The following is a 19,766-nucleotide window of genomic DNA, read 5'->3' as shown; positions in this document are numbered from 1 at the left end:
CCTCCAATCGAAAATCGCAATCAATCCATTGCGTTGCAGTCTGCAAACAGGTTCAGGCCCCGGTTTTCCCGCCGCTTTCCAAACTCGCGCAGCAGCCATGCCACTCGGTCCCGGGTTGGTTTGTCATTTTTGCCGGAGAGAAACACCCGGTAGCGAAACCGGTTGTTCACCTTCAGCACGGGCGCGGGCGCAGGTCCTATCATCTCCGGCTCGGTTTCCTGCACCGCTGTGTCCGCCATCAGTGTCACCAGCTCGTCCCGCAGAGCCATCGCCGCGCGGAACACCGCGCCTTCGTCTCCGCCGGAGACGGTGAAGGTAAAGAGGTCCGCAAAGGGCGGATAGCGTCGGATACGCCGCAAAGCAATTTCACTGTCGTAAAACCGCTCGTAATCCTGCAACGCGGCACTCTGAATGACTTCGTTGCCGGGGGTGTAGGTCTGGATAACTGCCCGGCCGCTCTTTCCGCCCCGACCAGCCCGGCCAACCACCTGCGTCAGCAGGCTGAACGTCCGTTCGGCGGCACGGTAATTGTCCAAATATAAAGACGCGTCGGCGCTGAGTACGCCCACCAGCGTCACATTTTCAAAATCAAGGCCCTTGGCTACCATCTGGGTTCCCAGAAGGATGGGAATCCGATCCCGCTCAAAGCGACTCAGAAGCATCTCATGGTCTCCGCCGGCGGTATCCGCGTCCATTCGCAGCACGCCCACGCCGGGAAATAAATCCCGCAGTTCCTCTTCCACCCGCTGGGTCCCCGCTCCGATATGCTTCATAATACCGCCGCACTCAGGGCAAACGTCGCTGGCGGGGCGGGAATGGCCGCAGTAGTGGCACATCAGCCGCCCGTTGGCGGAGTGATAGGTCATGGAAACGCTGCACCTTGGACAGGAAGGAATGCTGCCGCATTCGCCGCACACCAGCATCCGGCTGTTGCCACGACGGTTTAAAAACAGAATGCTCTGCTCTCCCCGCTCTAGATTTTCCTGAAGCTCCTGCCGCAGTGGGCCGCTGAGCGCGCCGGAATTTCCAGCCTTGATCTCCTGCCGCAGGTCCACCACCTGAACGTCTGGCAGGCTCTGTTCGTTGTAACGCCTGCGTAGCAACTCGTGGTGATACTGTCCCTGCTTGGCGCTCCATGCGGTTTCCACCGCCGGGGTGGCGGAGCCCAGCACCAGCGCCGCGCCGCTTTGAGCGCAGCGGAATTTTGCCACATCTCGGGTATGATATCGGGGCGCGTTTTCCGAAGCATAGCTCCCCTCCTGCTCCTCGTCCATGATGACAAGGCCCAGATCAACCAACGGCGCGAATATCGCCGACCGGGTGCCCAGCACCAGCCGGGCTTCTCCCCTGCGGATGCGCTTCCACTGGTCATACCGCTCCGTCATCCGCAAAGAGCTGTGGAGCATAGCCACCGACCCGCCGAAGTAGGAAGAAAACTTCTCCATCATTTGGGGCGTCAGCACAATTTCCGGAACCAGCACCAGCACGGACCTGCCCTGCTTAAGGACTTCCTGCGCCAGACGGATGTAAATTTGCGTCTTTCCGCTACCGGTGACGCCTTGTAAAAGCGCCGCCTCGGCTTTTCTGGATTGCGTCAGAGCCAAAATCCGCGCAAAAGCGGATTGCTGCTCATCATTAAGGACAATGGGCGGCCCCGGCTCGACCTCCTTCGGCTCCGGAATCCGAAGCCGTTCTTCCTCCGAAAACGCCACAATACCGGACTTCTCCAATCCCTTCAGGGTCTGGACGGAAGCTCCGGTAAAATAACAGATGTCCCGCACCGAAGCCCGCCCGGTGGCGCTCAGCAGCAATACCACCTCGTAGCGCATCGGCGCGGATTTTTTTCTGGGTTCCACCAGAGCCAAAGCTTCTGCTCCGTCCATGGTCAACTCCGCCATTCGGCGCTGCTTGTCGCTCACGCGCCGGGTAGAGGTGACGCTGGAAGACAGCACGCCCTTTTTGCACAAAACCCGCAACGTGGGTTCCGCGTCTTCGCCACAGACGGCCTTTAGCTGGGACAGCTCGGCGCTGCCTCCGGAGGCAAAGACCGCGTCCAGCACCGGCTCCGCGTTTTTGATTTTTCCGGCAAGGCTTCCGGCGGCAGCGCGGTCCAACCCCTCCGTCAGCGTAAAAACCTCACGCAGGCGATACCAAAGACCCGCTGGAAGAATGGTTTTCACCGCTTCGTACATAGTGCAGAAATACCGCTGGCGCATCCACAGCGCCAGCGATACGCCCCAGCCATCCAGCACCGGCTCGTCGTCCAGCACGGATGCAAGCGGCTTCACGCCGGCGCGCTTAGAGCCGGTTTCCCGGGCCAGAATCACACCCTCGCAGCTTCGGTTTCCCCTGCCGAAGGGTACAGACACCCGCACCCCCGGCCTCGCCTTTTCCAGCATCGACTGGGGAATCAGATAGTCGTAGGGTCGATCGATGGAAAACGTGGCCGCGCTGACGGCTACCTTTGCAATCTCTGAGCGCTCCATCTTCGTCCCTCCCCATCCGCAAAATTATTCCTGCGGCGTCCTCTTCTGGTCGGCATCTCCCTCTGCGATGGTCAGGTTCATGCCCCGGGAATCCAGCTTGCCGTCCGCCACCTCATGAATGGCCAGAGTCACAGGCTTTTCGCACAGTGACTCGCCGGAGCTTTCCGCAGCCTCGGAAATTTGACGGGCCCTCCGGGCCACCACGTTCACCAGCATATAGCGGTTGGGGATGTAGCTGTTAAGCTGGGTCATTGCAGGATAAAGCATCATAGTAAAGTTCTTCCTATCTGCCTTTCGGCTTAAAATAATCTCCTGATGGGCCGTGGCTCATCTTCCGCTGATAATCTCCATACGATCGCTGGGCTTGCAGTGCTCCGCCGTCATGATGGCGTCCAGCTCTGCCACCGCGGTTTCCACGGTGTCGTTAATAACAAAGTAATCATAGGTATGAGCCGTTTGAAATTCCACCTTGGCACGCAGCAGACGCTTTTGAACTTTTTCCGGGGAGTCGGTTCCCCGCTCCGTCAGCCGCCGCTCCAGCTCCGCCCAAGAGGGCGGGGCGATGAAAATACGGGGTGTCCCTGGACGTTTGTCGCACACCTGTAACGCGCCCTGAATCTCAATGTCAAGAATTACGTCTTGCCCGGCCTCCATGGCCTCGTCCACATATTTCTTCGGCGTGCCGTAGAAGTTGCCCACATACTCGGCATACTCCAAAAACTCCTCGTTGGCGATTCTCTCCCGGAACGCGTCCACGTCCATATACCGGTAGTGCACACCGTCCACCTCGCCGGGACGCGGCTCCCGGGTGGTGGCGGAGATGGAAAAGTACAGATTGGAGCGCTTTTCCAAAAGCGCCTTCAAAACTGTGCTCTTTCCCACCCCGGAGGGTCCTGAAATAATGAAAGTCTTTCCCTTTTGCATCCTATTCTTCCTCTTCCTTCGGGATTTCAGTCCCCAGCCGCCCAGCCAGCTTTTCCACCGGCAATGCGGAGAGGACCACATGGTCGCTGTCCATGACAAAAATCGAGGCGGTCTTCCGCCCATAGGTCGCGTCGATCAGCATTCCCCGCTCCCGGGACTCCTGAATCAGGCGCTTCACCGGCGCGGAATCCGGACTGACCACCGCCACCAGACGGTCTGCGGATATCAGGCTTCCAAAGCCGATATTGATAAGCTTCACGGCCTTACTCCACGTTCTGGACCTGCTCGCGGATTTTTTCCACCTCCGCCTTCAGGTCCACCGCCACCTGCGCGATGGAAACATCGCAGCATTTGGAACCGATGGTGTTGGACTCCCGATTCACCTCCTGAATCAGAAAGTCCATCTTTCGCCCCATGGGTTCGTCGGAGCGCAGCATTTCCCGAAGCTGGGACAGGTGACTGCGCAGGCGGACCGTCTCCTCGTCCACGGCCACCTTGTCGCTGTAAATCGCGGCCTCGGTCAAAATCCGCTGGGGGTCGATGGAGGCGCTTTGCAAAACCTCCTCCATCCGGGCCGTCAGCTTCCGGCGATACTCCGCCACCGTCTCAGGAGAACGCTCCTCCACCCGCTTGGTCAAATCCTCGATTGCGTCCAGACGGCCGCCGATATCGGCGGCCAGCTTTTCGCCCTCCAAAGCCCGCATGGTATTGTACGCGGACAGCGCTTCATCCAGCACCAAGCAAATATCCGCGCCCAGCGCGTCCAGATCTTCCTCCGCCTTGGTTACATTCAGCACGTCGGGAAACCGGGCCAGCGTCTCGGGATAGATTTTTGCCTCTGTACCGCAGAGTTCCGAAAGCTCTCTCAGCGCGGCGGCATAGCTTTCCGCAAGGCCGCGGTCCACCGTCACCTTGGCAGTGTCCGCCCCCGTGGAATCAATGCTGAAAAGGATATCCACTTTCCCTCTTGAAACGGCCTGCTGCACGTGCTTGCGCACCGCATCTTCCGCAAAAACATAAGCTCTTGGCAGCTTCACCGTGCAGTCCAGATACCGGTTGTTGACGGACCGGACCTCCACGGTAATATCCCGATTTTCAAGTGTTTTTCTCGCCCGGCCATAGCCGGTCATACTCTTAATCACTTCTGTTTCCTCCCTATCAAAAGCCGCGCCTTACAGGCAGCGGAACCCAAGGCCGCAGCCGTTGCACAAAAGGTACGTGCAGCAAAGCTGTTGGCAAAGTCCGCCGCTTCCGCACTGCTCCATTCCAAAGCCGCCCTGCGGGCTGTAAGCCGACGCTCCGGCGTTGTCCATAAATTCCAGCGCCTGCCGGTATTCCCGGTTGCCCGGATCCATCCGGGCGGCGGTTTCGTAGTATCGCCGTGCCTCATCCAGCCAGCCCCGGCGGTAGCACACCGCGCCCCGGAGAAAGTTCCACTCCGCATTGTGGTCCGAATAGTTGGCGAGCAGGGCTTCCGCCCGGCTCAAATCTCCAGAGTTGACAGCCATACGCACCTGCTGCAAAACAGAGCTTTGTGACGACTGCTGGGCAGACCCGCCCGCACCATAGCCGTAACCGCCGGAATAGCCGCCGTAGCCGGAGCTGGGGCGGCTTGTGCTGCTGCTTCGTCCACTGCCCCGCCGTTTACTCACTTCCTCATAGGCGGCGTTGATCTCTTTCATCTTCTCCTGCGCAAGATCCGCCAGAGGATTGTCGTGGTAGTTGTCGGGATGGTACTTCCGCGCCAGCTCCAAATATGCTTTTTTCACTTCCGCGTCCGACGCGGATTCGGGAACGCCGAGTACCTGATAGGGATCGTTCATGTGGTTTCCTCAACTTTTCTGTCTTTCTTGCGCGGCGGCTTGCCTGCCCGGTAGGTACCTGAAAGCACTGCCTTTCCCACCTGAAACAGCCCCGTGTAAACAGTCTGCTCCAAAATAGGGGTCCAGCACCCGAAATCCCACAGCTCATAGGCCGTGGCCAGAAGCCGGACGGAGTGGTCCAGCGTCTTTGTGAAGGCATCCCGGCTCTCCGGCGTCCACGCGCCGTTATTTAGGCCGTAGCGGTAGATCAGCGGGTTGTAGTTTCCAGAAAGAGCGTCTTCCTTTAAATCGTCCGCCGCATCCGTCAGGTAGACCCAGCGGCCCAAATGGTATAAAAGCTGATGGAGAATGCGGCGCAGCGAGCCGTCCTCCGCCTCGTCGGCGGCGGCGGCCAAAATTTGGGCAAAGGCGTCTGCCGGAGCGTCCAGCGAAGGGGCCTTCTCCCGCTCCAGCTCCGCAAGCCGACCGAGCTGCTCCCGCGTCACCCGGTCAAATTCCGGACGGGCGGCAGCCGCCTTTCGATAGCCGCCCCGCAGGGCCAGAGCCACCGCGCGATATTTAAACCCCTTCCAGAACCCGTGGTCCGCCACGCCGTCCCTCGCCTGCCAATAGGCCAGAATCACGCTCTCATCCGCCGCCAAATCCAGCGCCGGGTGCGCGCCGCAGCACGTCCTCTTTTTCAGCGGGCTTGCCACGCACCGTTCACAGCGGATTTCCGGCTCCTCTCCGCCTGAGAGCAGGATTGCCAGAAACGTGAAGTCGTAGTTCAGAATGAAGCGGGCGGGAAGCCCGCACCGGCGGCGCAGCGTGTGGCACAGTCCGCAGTAGGCCCTGCGGAACCGCTCCTGCTCCTCAGCGGGAAGCAGATCCAGTGGGGGCCTGACGTAACCAAACATCGCGCCCCGGCTTAAAACAGCCTGACGATGGTAAACTCCATGCCGCCCTGCCGCCGCAGGCGGCGGTCATAGAGCGCCGCCGGAATCATCCCCAGCACAAAGGCGATGACCGCCGTGGTATACCGCGCCGCCGCTGTGGCAAAAAATCCCCCCAGCGCATATCCAAGAAAAAACAGCACCACCGGAACCATATAGACCAGCAGGAGAATGCCAAGGATGTTTTTGGTGCTGCTCTCCACCACCACCTTCTGCCCAGGCCGTGCCCCAATGGAGTTTTTCGCTCTGGCATAGACCGACGCGCCGGAAACGCCGCAGCCGGCGCACTCCTCGCAGTCGTGTCCGCAGGCGGACTGCCGCGCCACGGAAATTTCCGCGTGGCTTTCGTCCAGCAGTTTTTCAATTGTTGCAATTTGTGTCATTTGATCGCTCCTAAATCCGCTGATTGTTTACGTTAAGGGACTGTGGGATCAGGGGTCTCCTCCTGCCCGGTGTCTTCGGAAATGGTGATCTTCACCTGATATTCACCCACCACGCCCACGTCCGCGCCATTGCCCACGATGACTTTTGCGGGGACTGTATAGCTCCCGCCCGCGGCGAGAATATCCGTCAAATCCGCCGTCACCGTAATATCCTCCGCCTTGACAGACGCCACATCCGCTGCGGTTCCCCGCAGGGACACCGGCAATTCCGCGGTCAGAACGGTTACAGTTTTCCCTTCCGGTACGTTTTCACACGTAAAATTCACGGCATTGAAGTCGGCGGAGGCCATGTCCTTGAATCGGACGGTCATGGTTGCCCGGGCAGCTCCGCTGAGATTTTCACAACCCGCGGGGACGTTGATGGTATACCGATAGGTGGAGGGTCCCACAAATTCCGCCAGTTCAAAATCGTCCAGCGTGATATACTCCACGTCTTTCAAAAGCTCTGCCGCACCCGAAACCGTAATGCTGGCGGGGGTGATGGAATAGTCCAGATTCTGTACTCTGGCCCCGGCCGTCTCAATGAAGTTTACCCGAAGGGGCAGTTCCTTTTCCACGTTCACGGGCAGCGTCACCTGAATCTGATCGGAGGTTGCGCGAAGGTTGGAGGTGTCCTCAATCAGCTCTCCGGCCTCGTTGTAAAGCTCATAGTCCAGCGCTTTGGAGACGGTTTCTGTGGCGTTGTCCACCGCAAGCGTCACCTTGGCATAGGCCACTGCGTCCACCTCGGTACGCGGGCCGCGCAGCTCCAGCGTCTCGGGCTCCAGACGGAGCTCACCGGCAATATACCCCTCGGCCACGGTGCCCGTCAGCGTACAGCGGATATCTACGTTTCGCCGATAAAGCTCACCGATTTCCACATGGGCGGCATAGGAGGCGTTGGAATAGGAGACGGCGTCTCTCGGAATATTGCTGGGATAGCGAACCGTATAACCCACGTTATGGGCCCCGGTTTCCGTAATATCGGACAGATTTGCCTGAATGCGGATTTTATCAGGGTCCAGTTTGGCCAGAATCAGCCGCCGCGCCTTAATGGTCAGCGTCATGGTCTGGTCGCTTTCCGGCAAAAGCATCAGCCCCCGGTCGGCCAGAATGGTGTCCGACCCAACATATTCGATGGGGATATCGCTGATGGTTTTCTCCTTCTCGGGGTTGTTGATGCTGTCCACGTACAGCCAGATGGCACAGGAGAACAAAACGGAGAGGACGACGTACAGCACCTTGCTTTTGTTCCAACGTTGTTTATTGTTCTCCATTGCGGCCGCCTCCTTCCTTGCGGACGCGCAGCAGACCGAAGAGGCCCGGCTTCCGGTCCGACGGTTCTTTCTCCTGAGGCAGCAGTTCGTTGCGCAGGAGGTTTTCCAGCGTTTCCGGCATCAGATGCCGCTTCAGCATCCCGCCCACGGCTACGGAAATGGACCCCGTCTCCTCGGAGACAATCACCACCACTGCGTCGGAGTTTTCGCTCATGCCGATACCGGCCCGGTGGCGCATCCCCAAGTCCCGTGAGAGATTCACGTTTTTGCTCAGGGGTAGCATACACCCCGCGCCCAAAACCCGGCCCTTGCGAACGATGACCGCGCCGTCGTGCATGGGCGCCTTCACGAAAAAGATGTTTTTCAAAAGCTCGCCGGATACATCCGCGTTCAGCACCGTACCACTGCGGACCATGTCGTCCAGCAGAATCTCCCGCTCAAAGACAATCAGCGCGCCGGTGCGGGATTTGGACATCTCGGTGCAGGCCAGAACAGTCTGTCCGATCATGCGCTCCAACGTGCTCTCCGTCTCTCCTCTGGTGAAGAAAAAGGCCAGCCGACGGCTGCCCATCTGCTCCAGCACCCGGCGAAGCTCCGGCTGAAACAGGATGATGAGGGCCAGAACGCCCCACTCCACCATCCGGCCCATGATGTAACTGATGCCGTTGAGGTGAAAGATGGAGGACAGCCACAGCACCGCCAGAAAAATCAAAACGCCCTTTAAAAGGTTTGCCACCCGCGAGGTCTTGACAAAATTCAGCAGCTTGTACAAGACGATGGCCATCAGAAGAACGTCCAGAATGTCCGTGATTTCAATTGTCAGCAGATACCGGGCAATAATGCCCGGCAGAAGCGAAAATTTTGCACTCATCGCTGTATCAGCTTCCTTCCCGGGTCAGGGCGGGATTCCGCCCACGGAGAAAGCCGTGGGATTCGGAGCACACCCAAATTACAAGAACGTTTATATTATATAGAAAATGACGCCGAATTGCAAGGCAAAAGGCGTCAAAATTCATAGTATGTTCACCGCTTTTCAGGATTTTTCCTCCAAACGCAGCTTTGCCGCCCGCGACCCGAAAGGCGGGTGCGGGCGGCTGTGGGGGAAATCAGTCGGAAAGGCGCTTCAGGATTCCGGGCAGGGCCTCCAGAAGCAAATCCACCTCTTTTTCCGTGTTAAACGCGGAGAAGCTGAGACGGACGGTGCCGCTATCTATCGTTCCGGCCGTGCGGTGGGCCAGCGGCGCGCAGTGCAGACCGGATCTGACCGCGAAGCCCGACTCCGTCAGAGCGTTGCCCACAAATTCAGAATCCACTCCGTCCACCACAAAACTGAGCACACCGGTCTGGTCAAAGAGGTCCCTTCTCGCGCAGACGCAGACGCCGGGGAGCTTTCTCAACCCCTCCGAGGCCTGCAGGGCCAGTTTTCGCTCGTGGAGGCAGATGGCGTTCTCCCCTTTTCCTCGGACAAAGCGAATCCCCTCCAATAGACCTGCGATGCCGGGTACATTATGAGTTCCGCTTTCCAGCCGGTCCGGAAGAAAATCCGGCATTTCCTGCTGGATGGAAACGCTGCCGGTCCCTCCCTCTATGAGAGGACTTCCATCCATCTTGTCGCCGCAGAGCAGAACGCCGGTGCCCTGCGGTCCGTACAGCCCCTTGTGCCCGGGCATGGCGGCAAACGCCGCGCCCATTTCCGCCATGTCCAGTGGCATTACTCCCGCGGACTGGGACGCATCAATGATAAAGGGCACGCCCCTCTCCCGGCAGAGCGCAGCCACGGCCTCCACCGGCTGCACCACGCCGAAGACGTTGGATACATGACTGCAAACCACGGCATCCACGTCGGGGGTAATGGCTTTTTCAAAGGCCTCCGTGGTCAGGTCCGGCCGGAACAGCGGCGCGCCGGCCACAATAATTTCCGCGCCCAGCGCCGCAAGGGGCCGGGTGACGGCGTTGTGTTCATAGCCGGAAATCACCACACGCCCACGGCGGGGGACAAGGCTTTTGATGGCGATATTCAGCCCGTGGGTGGCGTTCATGGTGAATACCACCCGATCCGGCTCCGATATATGAAAGAGCTCGGCCAGTTCCGTGCGGCAGGAGAACAGCGTATCTGCCGCCTGCATGGCCGCCGGATAGCCGCCGCGCCCGGGAGAGCTCATGGTTTGCAGGGCCTTCACCATTGCCCGGCCAACCGTCTCCGGCTTTTGGAAGCTGGTGGCCGCACTGTCCAGATAAATCATAGTCAACCTCCTAAAAAAGATTCCAAAGCGGCGTTTATACCCCGCGTTCCAACGCTATCCGGGGTCCGGCGGCAAAGCCGCCGGACGCGGTTCACAGAGAAATCTCCACGTATTTTCCCTGTTGTAACAAATATAATTTAGCGGGGTAAAGCCCCGCCGACCGAAGAATCGACAGTGCGGGACGCAGCGCCCCGCCCGTCACTTCCACAGCATACGCACAGCCCAGATTGCTCAAATCTCTGGGAGCGCGGAAGATGCGCGTCCGGATCCCCGCGGCCATCAGTATTCTTTCCATCCGTTGGGCATAGGTCACAGAGCGGGCGATCATCCAGTATTGTTCCACGGACACTCCTCCTCTCCCCATAGTTTATGCGGACCGAAAAAAGGGGTGAGAATAGAGACAACAAAACATTGACGGACCGCCGCAAGCCTTTCAGGGCCTTAAAAAGCAACCGGGAGACCCGTCCTTCCGGACAGGCCTCCCATATCAACTATCATTCCTTTTCCAAAAGCACCACGGCCTGCGCCGCCATGCCGGAGCCGTCTCCCGTGAAGCCAAGACCTTCTTCCGTAGTGGCCTTTACATTCACGCGATCCCGCTCCACACCCAGCGCCACGGCCAGATTTTGCGCCATTTCCTTTTTGTAGGGGGCAATTTTCGGTTGCTGGGCAATCAGCGCGGCATCCATGTTCACCACCGCATAGCCCCTCTCTCGTAAAAGTGCCGTCACCTGCCGCAAAAGGGCGATACTGTCGGCTCCCGCGTATTGGGGATCATTGTCCGGAAACAGGGTTCCAATGTCGCCAAGCCCCGCCGCTCCGCACAACGCATCCATCACCGCGTGGGTCAGCACGTCCGCATCGGAATGGCCCAGAAGTCCCTTTTCCCAGGGAATTTCCACGCCTCCCAAAATCAGCTTCTTCCCTTCTACCAGACGGTGAACGTCATATCCCTGACCAATGCGCAGCCCCGTCATAGCCGATCCTCCCTGGCGTCCAAAATTGCCTGAGCCAGAATCAAATCCAGCGGCGTGGTAATTTTCAGGTTCTCTTCGTCTCCGTCCACCAGATACACAGTCTTGCCCAGTCGCTCCACGGCGGAGCAGTCGTCCGTCGTCTCCGCCCCGGCTTCTATGGCGGACTGAAGCGCCGCCTTCAACAGATTGGCCTCAAACACCTGCGGCGTCTGCACCGCAGCCAGAGCGGAGCGGTTCAGCGTTTCTTCCACCTGCCCATCCCGCACGGTTTTCACTGTGTCCTTCACTGGGATCGCCGGAGCGGCGGCGTTGCACCTTGCTGCCTTTTCAATCACACTGTCAATCAGCTCCGGCGGAGTCAGCGGACGCGCCCCGTCCTGCACCGCCAGTAGCTCCGTTTTCTCATCAGCCTCCAACGCTGCCAGCAGCACCGAATGGGTACGGGACTCTCCGCCCCGAATCACCTTGACGCATTTTGAAATATCATATGTACGGCACAGCTCGGAAAAGGGCAGGATATCCACCTCCCGGGCCGCCACGATGATGGCGTCCACCCGCTGCGCCCTTTGAAGGGCCAACAGAGTCCGAGCCAAAACGGGGATGCCGTCCAGCGGCTCCAGCAGCTTGTTAACGCCCTCTCCCATCCGGGAGGAAGCACCGGCGGCAGCTACCAGAGCCGTGCAGAAGGGACGCTGCGCGTCCCTGAAACGGTGAAAGAAACGGAACATTCGATCTCCTCTTCCCCGACCGGCTTTCTCCGGTCCGTATTTATACCTCCATGGACCCGTCCAGCCGCTGCTCCACCTGCTCATAGCTACCCACGCCGGTAAGCACAATCTCCGAAATCAAAATCTGCTTGGCGTTATGGAGCATTTTCCGCTCCCCGGTGGAAAGGCTTCGTTCCCTGTCCCGCATGGTAAGGCTTTTGATCACCCGGGCCAGCTCATAAAGGTCCCCACTTTTCAGCCGCTGGAGATTTTCGCGGTAGCGCTTGTTCCAGTTGGTGCTCTCCTCAATGTTCATGGTGGGAAGCGCGCTGAACAGTGCCTCCACTTCCGCCCGACCCGACACGGGCCGCAGGCCGATGGCGTCACTGTTGGCCGTTGGAATTTTCAACAGAAGGCCACCCACCATCATCTTAAAGACATAGTAATCCTGCGCTGCGCTGCCGAGCTTCTCACACACAATGCCGTCGATCACACCGGCGCCGTGCATGGGATGAACCACCATATCTCCGACACTGAACATTTCAGGCTCCTTTCATGTCCCGGATGCGCTTATCGCAGTTATTAAAATTCCAAAAATCTCAAATAGATGATATCACATTTCGGATAATCTTACAAGTATATCCTGAAAAATGTTGCGTAAACCGTAAAAAACTGCCCTCCACAACACTGTGAAGGGCGGTTTTTATCAAAAATAGAGCTTTATTTCTTGTTGGACCGGCGCCAGATGTGCATTTTCTCCGCTTCGGCGATCAGCTCTTCCCGGAACTGAGGATGCGCAATGCTGATGATGGCCTCGGACCGCTGCCATGTGGCCATGCCCTTGACGTTGACTTTGCCGTACTCTGTCACCAGATAGTGCAGGTTGGTGCGGGTGGCAGTGACGACGGAGCCATTGAGCAGCGTGGAACGGATGCGGGAAGACAGCTCTCCGGTTTTCTTGTCCTTTACGGAGGAGGAGCAGCAGATAAAGCTCTTGCCGCCCTTGGACAGATATGCACCCATCACAAAGTCCATCTGGCCGCCCGCACCGGAGATGTGGGTGGTGCCGGAGGACTCGGAGGAAACCTGCCCGTACAGGTCAATGTCGACCGCGCCGTTGATGGAGACAAAGTTGGGGATCTGAGACACCCGGGCAACGTCGTTGGTATAATCCACGGGAGCCGCCATGCACTGGGGGTTATTGTCCAGGAACTCATAGAGCTTCCGGGTACCCGCGGCAAAGGTAAAGGTCTGGCGGCCCTTGTCAAAGGGCTTGTACTTGCCGGTGATTTTTCCAGCCTTGGACATATCCACAAATGCGTCCACGTACATCTCGGTATGTACGCCCAAATCCTTCAAATCGGACTCGGCAATCAGCTTGCCCACTGTGCCGGGCATGGCGCCGATACCAAGCTGGAGGCAGGCTCCGTTAGGAATCTCCTCCATGACAAGGCGAGCGATGGCGAGATCCGTTTCGCTGGGCTGGGCTGCGCCGCCCAGCTCATCGGGGAGACTGTTGTCTCCTTCGACAATCATATCCACGTCGTCGATGTGAATGCCGTTTTCAAAGCCGCCGTGGCAATAGGGCAAGGAGGTGTTCACTTCCAGAATAATGCATTTGCTACGCTCACAGGCAGCCTTCAGGTGGGAGCAACTGGGCCCGAAGTTAAACCAACCATGGGAATCCATGGGGGTAACCTGTATCATCAGGACGTCGATGGGAGCCATATTTTCGCGGTAGTACCGAGGAAGCTCGGAATACCGGATGGGAACATAAAATGCCAGACCTTCCTTGGTCATCTTCCGCTCCAGACCGCCCATATGCGTGGAGTTCCATGTAAAATGCTGTGCCGCATCAGGAATGTTCATCACGGCGGGACGATGGGTCAGAACGCCGCCGCGGATATTTACGTCGGTCAGCTCGTCCGCGCGCTTTGCCAAAGCCTTATCCAACGCGTCGGCAGTACCCACGCACCAGCCGTAATCAATCCAGTCTCCGGATTTGACGACCTTGACAGCCTCGTCCGCAGTTGTCAGTTTCTGTTTGTATGTCTCCTGATAGCTCATGAAAAATTCCTCCCTGTTTTTTCAATAAAACCATGCAGTTTCAAAGATTGTCAATATTGTAACATAATCATTTTTGGAATGCAATCAAATCTGTGAAATTTGCGCGCCGGATTTCCTAAGCCATGTTATCCGGCAAAGCCCTGCGAAGGAGGAGCACCATCCGTCGCTACGCTTGATTTTCCCGGAAAAAACCGGAATTTATAAAAAGCGGTTGCCGGTTGCCTGCCTTCCGTCCGTCGGTATTTAAAAAATTTCGGCAATTCGCCAGAGGCGCTTCGTCCGCATTCAGCGGAATAAGCATATTCCATCAAAAAGTCGGATACAAAGAAAGCTCCGGAAATGCAAGAGCATTTCCGGAGCAACATTGTTTATAAATTGGCGGGAGACTTACTCAGCGTCTGTGCTCTCCTCAGCCGGAGCCAACAGGGAGCGGATAGACAGGGAAATCTTCTTCTTCTCCTCGTCCACAGCAATGATCTCGGCATCTACTTCCTGACCCTCGCTCAGCACATCACCGGGCTTTTCAATGCGCCGGTCGGCAATCTGGGAAATGTGAATCAGGCCGTCCACGCCGGGGACAACCTCGGCAAATGCACCGAAGGTCATCAGCTTGACGATGCGGACCGTAGCCACGTCGCCCACGCGGTACTTGCTCATGAAGTCCTCCCAGGGGTTCACGCCGCGATCCTTTACGCCCAGAGAAATCTTGCGCTTCTCAGCATCAAAGGAGATGACATAGACCTCCATAGCATCGCCCACTTTGCAGACCTCGGAGGGGGTCTTGATGCGGCTCCAGCTCAGCTCGGAAATGTGCACCATGCCGTCCACACCGCCGATGTCCACAAACACGCCGTAAGCGGTCATGGATTTGACAGTACCGGTATAGCGCTTGCCAACCTCGATGCTGTTCCACACCTCGTCCTGCGCGGCCCTGCGGGCCTCGTCCGCCACAGAGCGGATGGAACCCACCACACGGCGGCGGGCACGGTTGACCTCGGTGATGCGGAGCTGCGCTTTGGACTTGACCATGGTTTCAAGATCCGCACCGCGGGGCATACCGCTCTGAGAAGCGGGCACAAACACGCGCACGCCCTTGACGGAAACGACAACACCGCCCTTGTTGACCTCGGTGACGACGCCTTCCATCACGGTCTTGTCCTCGACGGCCTGCTCAATGTTCTCCCAGACCTTCACGGTGTCAAGACGCTTCTTGGACAGCTCGGCATAGCCCTCGATGTCGTTGACGCGGACGATATATGCCTCGATCTCGTCGCCCACCTTCAGAAGCTCCTCAGGCTTGGCGTTGGGATCGTCGCTTAACTCGCTGGCCTTGATGTATGCGGCCTGCTTGGCACCCACATCCACCTGCACCTCCGTGGGACCCACGGCCGTGACGATGCCGGTTACCTTTTCGCCTGTATTTAAAGTCTTAAAAGATTGATTCAGCAGTTCCTCAAAGGATTCCTCGCCGCTTTCGACGTTCTTGATTTCTTCACTCATCGTTGCATATACCTCCTTAATGATGCCCGCAGGCGTGGAGGCACCGGCCGTCAGACCTGCAACAGAGCAACCATTGAAAAAATCCGGCGAGAGCTCGTCCGCCCCCTCGATTTGGAGAACGCGCGGGCATCTCTCAATACAAATTTCCGTCAAATGTTTGGTGTTTGCACTTCTGGGGTCTCCAACCACCACCATTGCGTCCACCCGCCAGGCAATCTCTGCCGCCTCGGATTGACGCTTACGCGTAGCATTGCATATTGTATCAAATATTTTGGCGTTTGTACACTGTTTTTTTAAGATTTTTATGGAAGTCTCAAAAAGTTCACGAATACAGGTGGTCTGCGCCGCCACCGTGATGGGAAGGTCCCGCCGTGCTGAGTCCTCCGCAAGCCAGGCGGCAAGCTCCTCCGGTCCGCCGAAAATCAGCGGATGCCTGCAATAGCTGGCAATTCCCTGAATTTCGGGATGGTTTCGCTCGCCGATGATGATGACCTGCCGTCCGTCTTCCTCTGCCTGGCCAACAAGGGTTTGAATCCGCAGCACGTTGGGACAGGCGGCGCTGACGCAGCGAAGTCCCCGTGCTGTCAGTTCCTCCACCATCTCCCTTCGCTCTCCGTGAGAGCGAAGCACCACGGTGGCACCCTCCGGCGCGTCGTCCGGCCCTGCGATTTTCCGCACGCCCAGAGCCTCCAACTCCGCCACCACATGGGCGTTGTGAATCAGGTCCCCCAGCATAACGCAGCAGCCGCTCTCGGCGGCAGCTTTTTTGGTCAGCTCCACCGCTCGCTCCACGCCATAGCAAAAGCCGGCGCTTTGCGCCAAGAACACTTTCACAGCGGCTTTCCTCCCACGGCCTGCCCGCCCAGAGCATAGGCCGCCGCCAGAACCTCGTCCGCCACCGTCTGAATCTCCTCTGCCGTGCCGTGCTTCCCGGTAATCCTCGGCTCATAGGGCTCGCCAAAGATAATACGGGTACGCCGGAAGGGCTTCTTCTCCCCGTCCACAAACACCGGCACCAGCTTTGCTCCCGTGCGGATTCCAATCATGGCCACGCCGCCGTGGGCGTGGGCAGGCAGGCCATCTACATGACCAATGCCGTTCCGAACGGTGGTTCCCTCCGGAAACATCAAAAGATTGTCTCCGGATTTAATAGCCTGCATTGCGGTTTTGACCGACTGAATGTCTCCGCCGCCCCGGCTGACGGGAAATGCCCCCACCCGGCGCAGAATCCAGCCCAGAAGCGGATTGCGGAACAGCTCTTCCTTTGCCATAATGTGCAGCCGGTAATTCACCGGCAGCACCAGCGCCACCATCACCGGGTCCCAGTCGCTGGCGTGGTTGGGGCACAGCAGCGCCCCCCCTCTGGGCAGGCGGTCCATCCCCTCTACCTTGGCTGGATGAAGAAGATGCGTGATAAAACCCACCACGTAGTAGATAAACACAAAAAAACCGTTGAAAGGCTTCATTTCAGCGCCTCCTCCACCACCCGGGAAAGCGCGGACAGGCTCTCCTGAAAATTCATGCCCGTGGTATCCACTGCCACGGCCCCCTCTGCCTGCCGCAGTGGCGCGGCAGCACGGTGGGAGTCGTCCCAGTCCCGCTGGACAATCTCGCTGCGCACCTGATCCAGCGCTTCGGGTGTTCCCCGCTCCGAAAGCTCCAGATACCGGCGCTTCGCGCGGACCTCCACCGAGGCGGTAAGAAAGATTTTCACGTCCGCATCGGGCAGGACCACCGTACCGATGTCCCGTCCGTCCATCACCACGCTGTGATTCCGGGCCAGTTCCCGCTGCATTTCCAGCAGATACGCCCGAACCTCCGGGTGGGCGGAGACAACGGAGGCATATTTGGAAACCTCGGGAAGGCGAATCTCTTCCGACACGTCTTCCCCGTTTAAAAACATGCGCTGCGCTTCATCCTCACCCCGGCGCAGCTCCACCTTTGCCTGCGGAAGCAGCCGCAGCACCGCCGCCTCGTCTGCCGGGTCCACCCCGCAGCGGCGGACATAGCAGCCGACAGTCCGGTAAATGGCGCCGGTATCAATGTACAAATATCCTTTTTCCTTTGCCAGCGCCCGGGCCAGGGTGCTCTTCCCCGCGCCGGAGGGCCCGTCGATGGCAATGCTCACGTTCTTCATGGGAATGCTCCTTACTCCTTGGTATCCGCCGCTGCAAAGCCTGCGGCGCGCCCGGTGGCCCAGGCAATTTGCAGGTTAAAGCCGCCGGTATAGGCGTCCACATCAACCAGTTCACCCGCAAAGTATAATCCCTTTACAACCTTTGATTCCATTGTGTATGGGTCAATCTCGCGTACCTTTACGCCACCGGCGGTGACAATGGCCTCCTCCACAGGGCGGGGCGCTTCGACGGCAATGGGAAACTGCTTCAAAAGGCGCAGCAGCCCCTGCCGTTCCTCCCGCGTCACGTCGTGTACCTTTCGATGCGGGGAAATTCCGCAGCACTCCACCATGACTGGAATCATCTTTTGGGGAAGCAGGTCGCTCAGCGCGTTGCAGAAATCGCTGTTGGCGTATTTTTCAAAGTCCGCCAGCAGCCGCTTGTCCAACTGTCCCTCGTCCAGCGCAGGCTTCAAATCAATTTCCAGCCGATACGCCTTTTCTCCGAAATGCCGCATATGGGCAGAGGCGGACAGGACCAACGGGCCGCTGACACCAAAATGGGTAAACAGCAGCTCGCCAAAATCGGTATGGATTTTTTTGTTATTTTCAAAAACCGATAGCTCCACGTTTTTTAGAGAAAGACCCTGCAAATCGGCGCAGAGGTTCCCCACTTCCTGCAGGGGAACCAGAGAGCCGCACAGGGGCGTGACCGTGTGGCCCGCCTGCTCTGCGAACCGGTGTCCGTCTCCTGTGGAACCGGTGGCGGGGTATGAAATTCCGCCGGTGGCCAGAATCACCGCGTCGGCATTCAACGGTCCCCGTTCCGTTTCCACACCTCGGACCGCACCGTCCTTAAGCAGCAGGCTTTCCGCCCGCCGCCGCAAAATGGAGACGTTCAGCTTTTTCAGCCGCCGCTCCAGCGCACCGCTGACATCAAAAGAGCGGTCGGACAGGGGAAATACCCGCCGCCCCCGCTCCACCTTCAGCGGAACCCCCAGTTCCTGAAAAAACGCCATGGCGTCCCGTCCGTCAAACCGGGAAAAGGCGCTGTAAAGAAACTTTCCGTTGCGGGGAACGTTGGCCAGCAGTTCCTCGCACCCGGAATCGTTGGTGACGTTGCACCGGCCCTTGCCGGTGATATTCAGCTTTTTTCCAAGGCGGTCGCCCGGCTCCAGCAACGTCACGGACGCGCCCCGCTCCGCCGCCGAAATCGCAGCCATCATACCGGCGGCTCCGCCGCCGACCACCAGAACCTTTTTATTCATCTTCTGCCTTTCCAAACACGCCGTAGGTTTCCCAGATATCCTCCAGCTCGGAGAAGATGTTGGATACGTCTTTCCCCAGCCGGAAGCCCAAGGCCACCAGCAGGGCGTTTACCATGGACATGGGGGCCACCATGGAGTCCACAAAGGAAATCATTTCGCTGGGAGCCAACACCGCCGCACTGGACATCTGCCCCAGAGGGGACAGTTCGTTGTCGGTGATGCCCAGAATTGTCGCGCCCCGGTCCTTGGCAAATTTCGCGGTATTGATGGTGGCTTTGGAGTACCGGGGGAAGCTGATGGCCAGCATCACGTCGCCGGGTCCGATGCGGAAGAGCTGTTCAAAAACCGCTCCCGCCTCGTTGGATTGCACCAGCGTTACGTTGTCAAGCAACAGATGCATGTAAAAGTTCAGATACCCCGCCACAAAGGAGGACGATCGCACGCCTAAAATATAGATGTGCCGCGCCCGCACCAGCTCATCCACCACAAGGTCAAATTCCCTGCGATCCGCCTTGTCCGCCACCATACGCAGCCGGTCAAAATCAGAACGCATCACGGAGGACAGCACGTCATGCCCGCTCATCATGCTGTCCGCCACCTGAATGCGCTGGGTAGAGGTCAGGCGGCTGCGGATCATTTCCTGCAGCGTCCGCTGTAAGGCAGGATAGCCCTCGTAGCCCAGCTCATAGGCAAAGCGGACCACCGTGGATTCACTGACGCCCGAGAGTTGCCCCAGCTTGCTGGCCGTCATAAACGCGGCCTTGTCATAGTTCTCCATAATATAGGAAGCGATGCGCTTTTGTCCCTTTGAAAAGCCGCTCATGCCGCTCTCCAGCGTATATAAAATGCCTTTCGCCACGATTTTCCCCTCCGCCGTATCTCTTCTTCCGGGTCAGCGCACCGGGCGCTGACCAAGTGTGATGAATAGCTTATCATATTTCCTGCATTTTTTCAATAAAAACCTTTGTTTTTTTAATACGGTGGCCTTGAAAAAACGGTATTTTTTTGAAATTTCTTGGCATTG

General features: G+C 58.2%; 21 protein-coding genes. All 21 read right to left on the bottom strand.

The window, feature by feature from the left end; all coding sequences use genetic code 11:
* Positions 1-20: 20 nt before the first annotated feature.
* Positions 21-2,486 (bottom strand): primosomal protein N', encoded by a 2,466-nt coding sequence (gene priA / locus RTU96_RS10125; RefSeq protein WP_312636467.1) that lies wholly within the window; start codon positions 2,484-2,486, stop codon positions 21-23.
* A 24-nt stretch (positions 2,487-2,510) separates the two neighbouring features.
* Positions 2,511-2,756: a DNA-directed RNA polymerase subunit omega gene (gene rpoZ / locus RTU96_RS10120; RefSeq protein ID WP_294854149.1), complete on the bottom strand. Its 246-nt coding sequence runs from the start codon at positions 2,754-2,756 to the stop codon at positions 2,511-2,513.
* A 57-nt stretch (positions 2,757-2,813) separates the two neighbouring features.
* Positions 2,814-3,410 (bottom strand): guanylate kinase, encoded by a 597-nt coding sequence (gmk, locus tag RTU96_RS10115; protein ID WP_294854146.1) that lies wholly within the window; start codon positions 3,408-3,410, stop codon positions 2,814-2,816.
* A gap of 1 nt (position 3,411) precedes the next feature.
* Positions 3,412-3,669: a DUF370 domain-containing protein gene (locus RTU96_RS10110; protein WP_293010454.1), complete on the bottom strand. Its 258-nt coding sequence runs from the start codon at positions 3,667-3,669 to the stop codon at positions 3,412-3,414.
* A 4-nt stretch (positions 3,670-3,673) separates the two neighbouring features.
* Complete coding sequence (locus RTU96_RS10105; RefSeq protein ID WP_312636465.1) at positions 3,674-4,552, bottom strand: YicC/YloC family endoribonuclease; 879 nt, start codon at positions 4,550-4,552, stop codon at positions 3,674-3,676.
* 30 nt (positions 4,553-4,582) lie between these two features.
* The gene (locus tag RTU96_RS10100; protein ID WP_312636463.1) at positions 4,583-5,233 is read right to left on the bottom strand and encodes a DnaJ domain-containing protein; all 651 of its coding nucleotides are present in this window, start codon (positions 5,231-5,233) and stop codon (positions 4,583-4,585) included.
* The gene (locus RTU96_RS10095) at positions 5,230-6,129 is read right to left on the bottom strand and encodes a DUF5685 family protein (protein WP_312636461.1); all 900 of its coding nucleotides are present in this window, start codon (positions 6,127-6,129) and stop codon (positions 5,230-5,232) included. Before RTU96_RS10095 ends, RTU96_RS10100 begins: the two co-directional genes overlap by 4 nt.
* Before the next feature lie 11 nt (positions 6,130-6,140).
* Positions 6,141-6,548 carry a SoxR reducing system RseC family protein gene (locus RTU96_RS10090; protein ID WP_312281710.1) on the bottom strand — a complete coding sequence of 136 codons (408 nt, stop codon included), beginning with the start codon at positions 6,546-6,548 and terminating at the stop codon, positions 6,141-6,143.
* 32 nt (positions 6,549-6,580) lie between these two features.
* Entirely contained in the window at positions 6,581-7,864 is a 1,284-nt protein-coding gene (locus tag RTU96_RS10085) for a CdaR family protein (RefSeq protein WP_312636460.1), read from the bottom strand.
* Entirely contained in the window at positions 7,851-8,735 is an 885-nt protein-coding gene (gene cdaA, locus RTU96_RS10080) for a diadenylate cyclase CdaA (RefSeq protein WP_312636459.1), read from the bottom strand. The genes RTU96_RS10085 and cdaA overlap by 14 nt, the downstream gene beginning before the upstream one ends.
* Before the next feature lie 235 nt (positions 8,736-8,970).
* Positions 8,971-10,107: an aminotransferase class V-fold PLP-dependent enzyme gene (locus RTU96_RS10075; protein ID WP_312636458.1), complete on the bottom strand. Its 1,137-nt coding sequence runs from the start codon at positions 10,105-10,107 to the stop codon at positions 8,971-8,973.
* A 91-nt stretch (positions 10,108-10,198) separates the two neighbouring features.
* Positions 10,199-10,450, bottom strand: a complete 252-nt coding sequence (locus RTU96_RS10070) for a DUF3343 domain-containing protein (RefSeq protein ID WP_312636457.1) — start codon at positions 10,448-10,450, stop codon at positions 10,199-10,201.
* A 151-nt stretch (positions 10,451-10,601) separates the two neighbouring features.
* Positions 10,602-11,084, bottom strand: a complete 483-nt coding sequence (gene ispF / locus RTU96_RS10065; RefSeq protein ID WP_397356819.1) for a 2-C-methyl-D-erythritol 2,4-cyclodiphosphate synthase — start codon at positions 11,082-11,084, stop codon at positions 10,602-10,604.
* A complete protein-coding gene (gene ispD, locus RTU96_RS10060; protein ID WP_312636456.1) occupies positions 11,081-11,812 on the bottom strand; it encodes a 2-C-methyl-D-erythritol 4-phosphate cytidylyltransferase in 732 nt (243 codons plus the stop codon). The genes ispF and ispD overlap by 4 nt, the downstream gene beginning before the upstream one ends.
* A 40-nt stretch (positions 11,813-11,852) precedes the next feature.
* Complete coding sequence (locus RTU96_RS10055; protein ID WP_312636455.1) at positions 11,853-12,332, bottom strand: CarD family transcriptional regulator; 480 nt, start codon at positions 12,330-12,332, stop codon at positions 11,853-11,855.
* A gap of 179 nt (positions 12,333-12,511) precedes the next feature.
* A complete protein-coding gene (locus RTU96_RS10050) occupies positions 12,512-13,858 on the bottom strand; it encodes a butyryl-CoA:acetate CoA-transferase (protein ID WP_312636454.1) in 1,347 nt (448 codons plus the stop codon).
* A gap of 387 nt (positions 13,859-14,245) precedes the next feature.
* Positions 14,246-16,192, bottom strand: coding sequence for a bifunctional 4-hydroxy-3-methylbut-2-enyl diphosphate reductase/30S ribosomal protein S1 (locus RTU96_RS10045; RefSeq protein WP_312636453.1), 1,947 nt, complete (start codon positions 16,190-16,192; stop codon positions 14,246-14,248).
* A complete protein-coding gene (locus tag RTU96_RS10040; protein ID WP_312636452.1) occupies positions 16,189-16,824 on the bottom strand; it encodes a lysophospholipid acyltransferase family protein in 636 nt (211 codons plus the stop codon). Before RTU96_RS10040 ends, RTU96_RS10045 begins: the two co-directional genes overlap by 4 nt.
* Positions 16,821-17,495, bottom strand: coding sequence for a (d)CMP kinase (gene cmk, locus RTU96_RS10035; RefSeq protein WP_312636451.1), 675 nt, complete (start codon positions 17,493-17,495; stop codon positions 16,821-16,823). Before cmk ends, RTU96_RS10040 begins: the two co-directional genes overlap by 4 nt.
* 11 nt (positions 17,496-17,506) lie before the next feature.
* Positions 17,507-18,742 carry an NAD(P)/FAD-dependent oxidoreductase gene (locus RTU96_RS10030; RefSeq protein ID WP_312636450.1) on the bottom strand — a complete coding sequence of 412 codons (1,236 nt, stop codon included), beginning with the start codon at positions 18,740-18,742 and terminating at the stop codon, positions 17,507-17,509.
* On the bottom strand, positions 18,735-19,601 hold the full coding sequence (locus tag RTU96_RS10025; RefSeq protein WP_312636449.1) for a MurR/RpiR family transcriptional regulator: 867 nt from the start codon (positions 19,599-19,601) through the stop codon (positions 18,735-18,737). The genes RTU96_RS10030 and RTU96_RS10025 overlap by 8 nt, the downstream gene beginning before the upstream one ends.
* Positions 19,602-19,766: the final 165 nt, after the last annotated feature.

Source organism: Oscillibacter sp. (assembly GCF_032018205.1).
Classification (GTDB): Bacteria; Bacillota; Clostridia; order Oscillospirales; family Oscillospiraceae; genus Oscillibacter.
The sequence above is the reverse complement of the archived record's forward strand: the minus strand, read 5'-3'. Positions and strand labels throughout refer to the sequence as shown.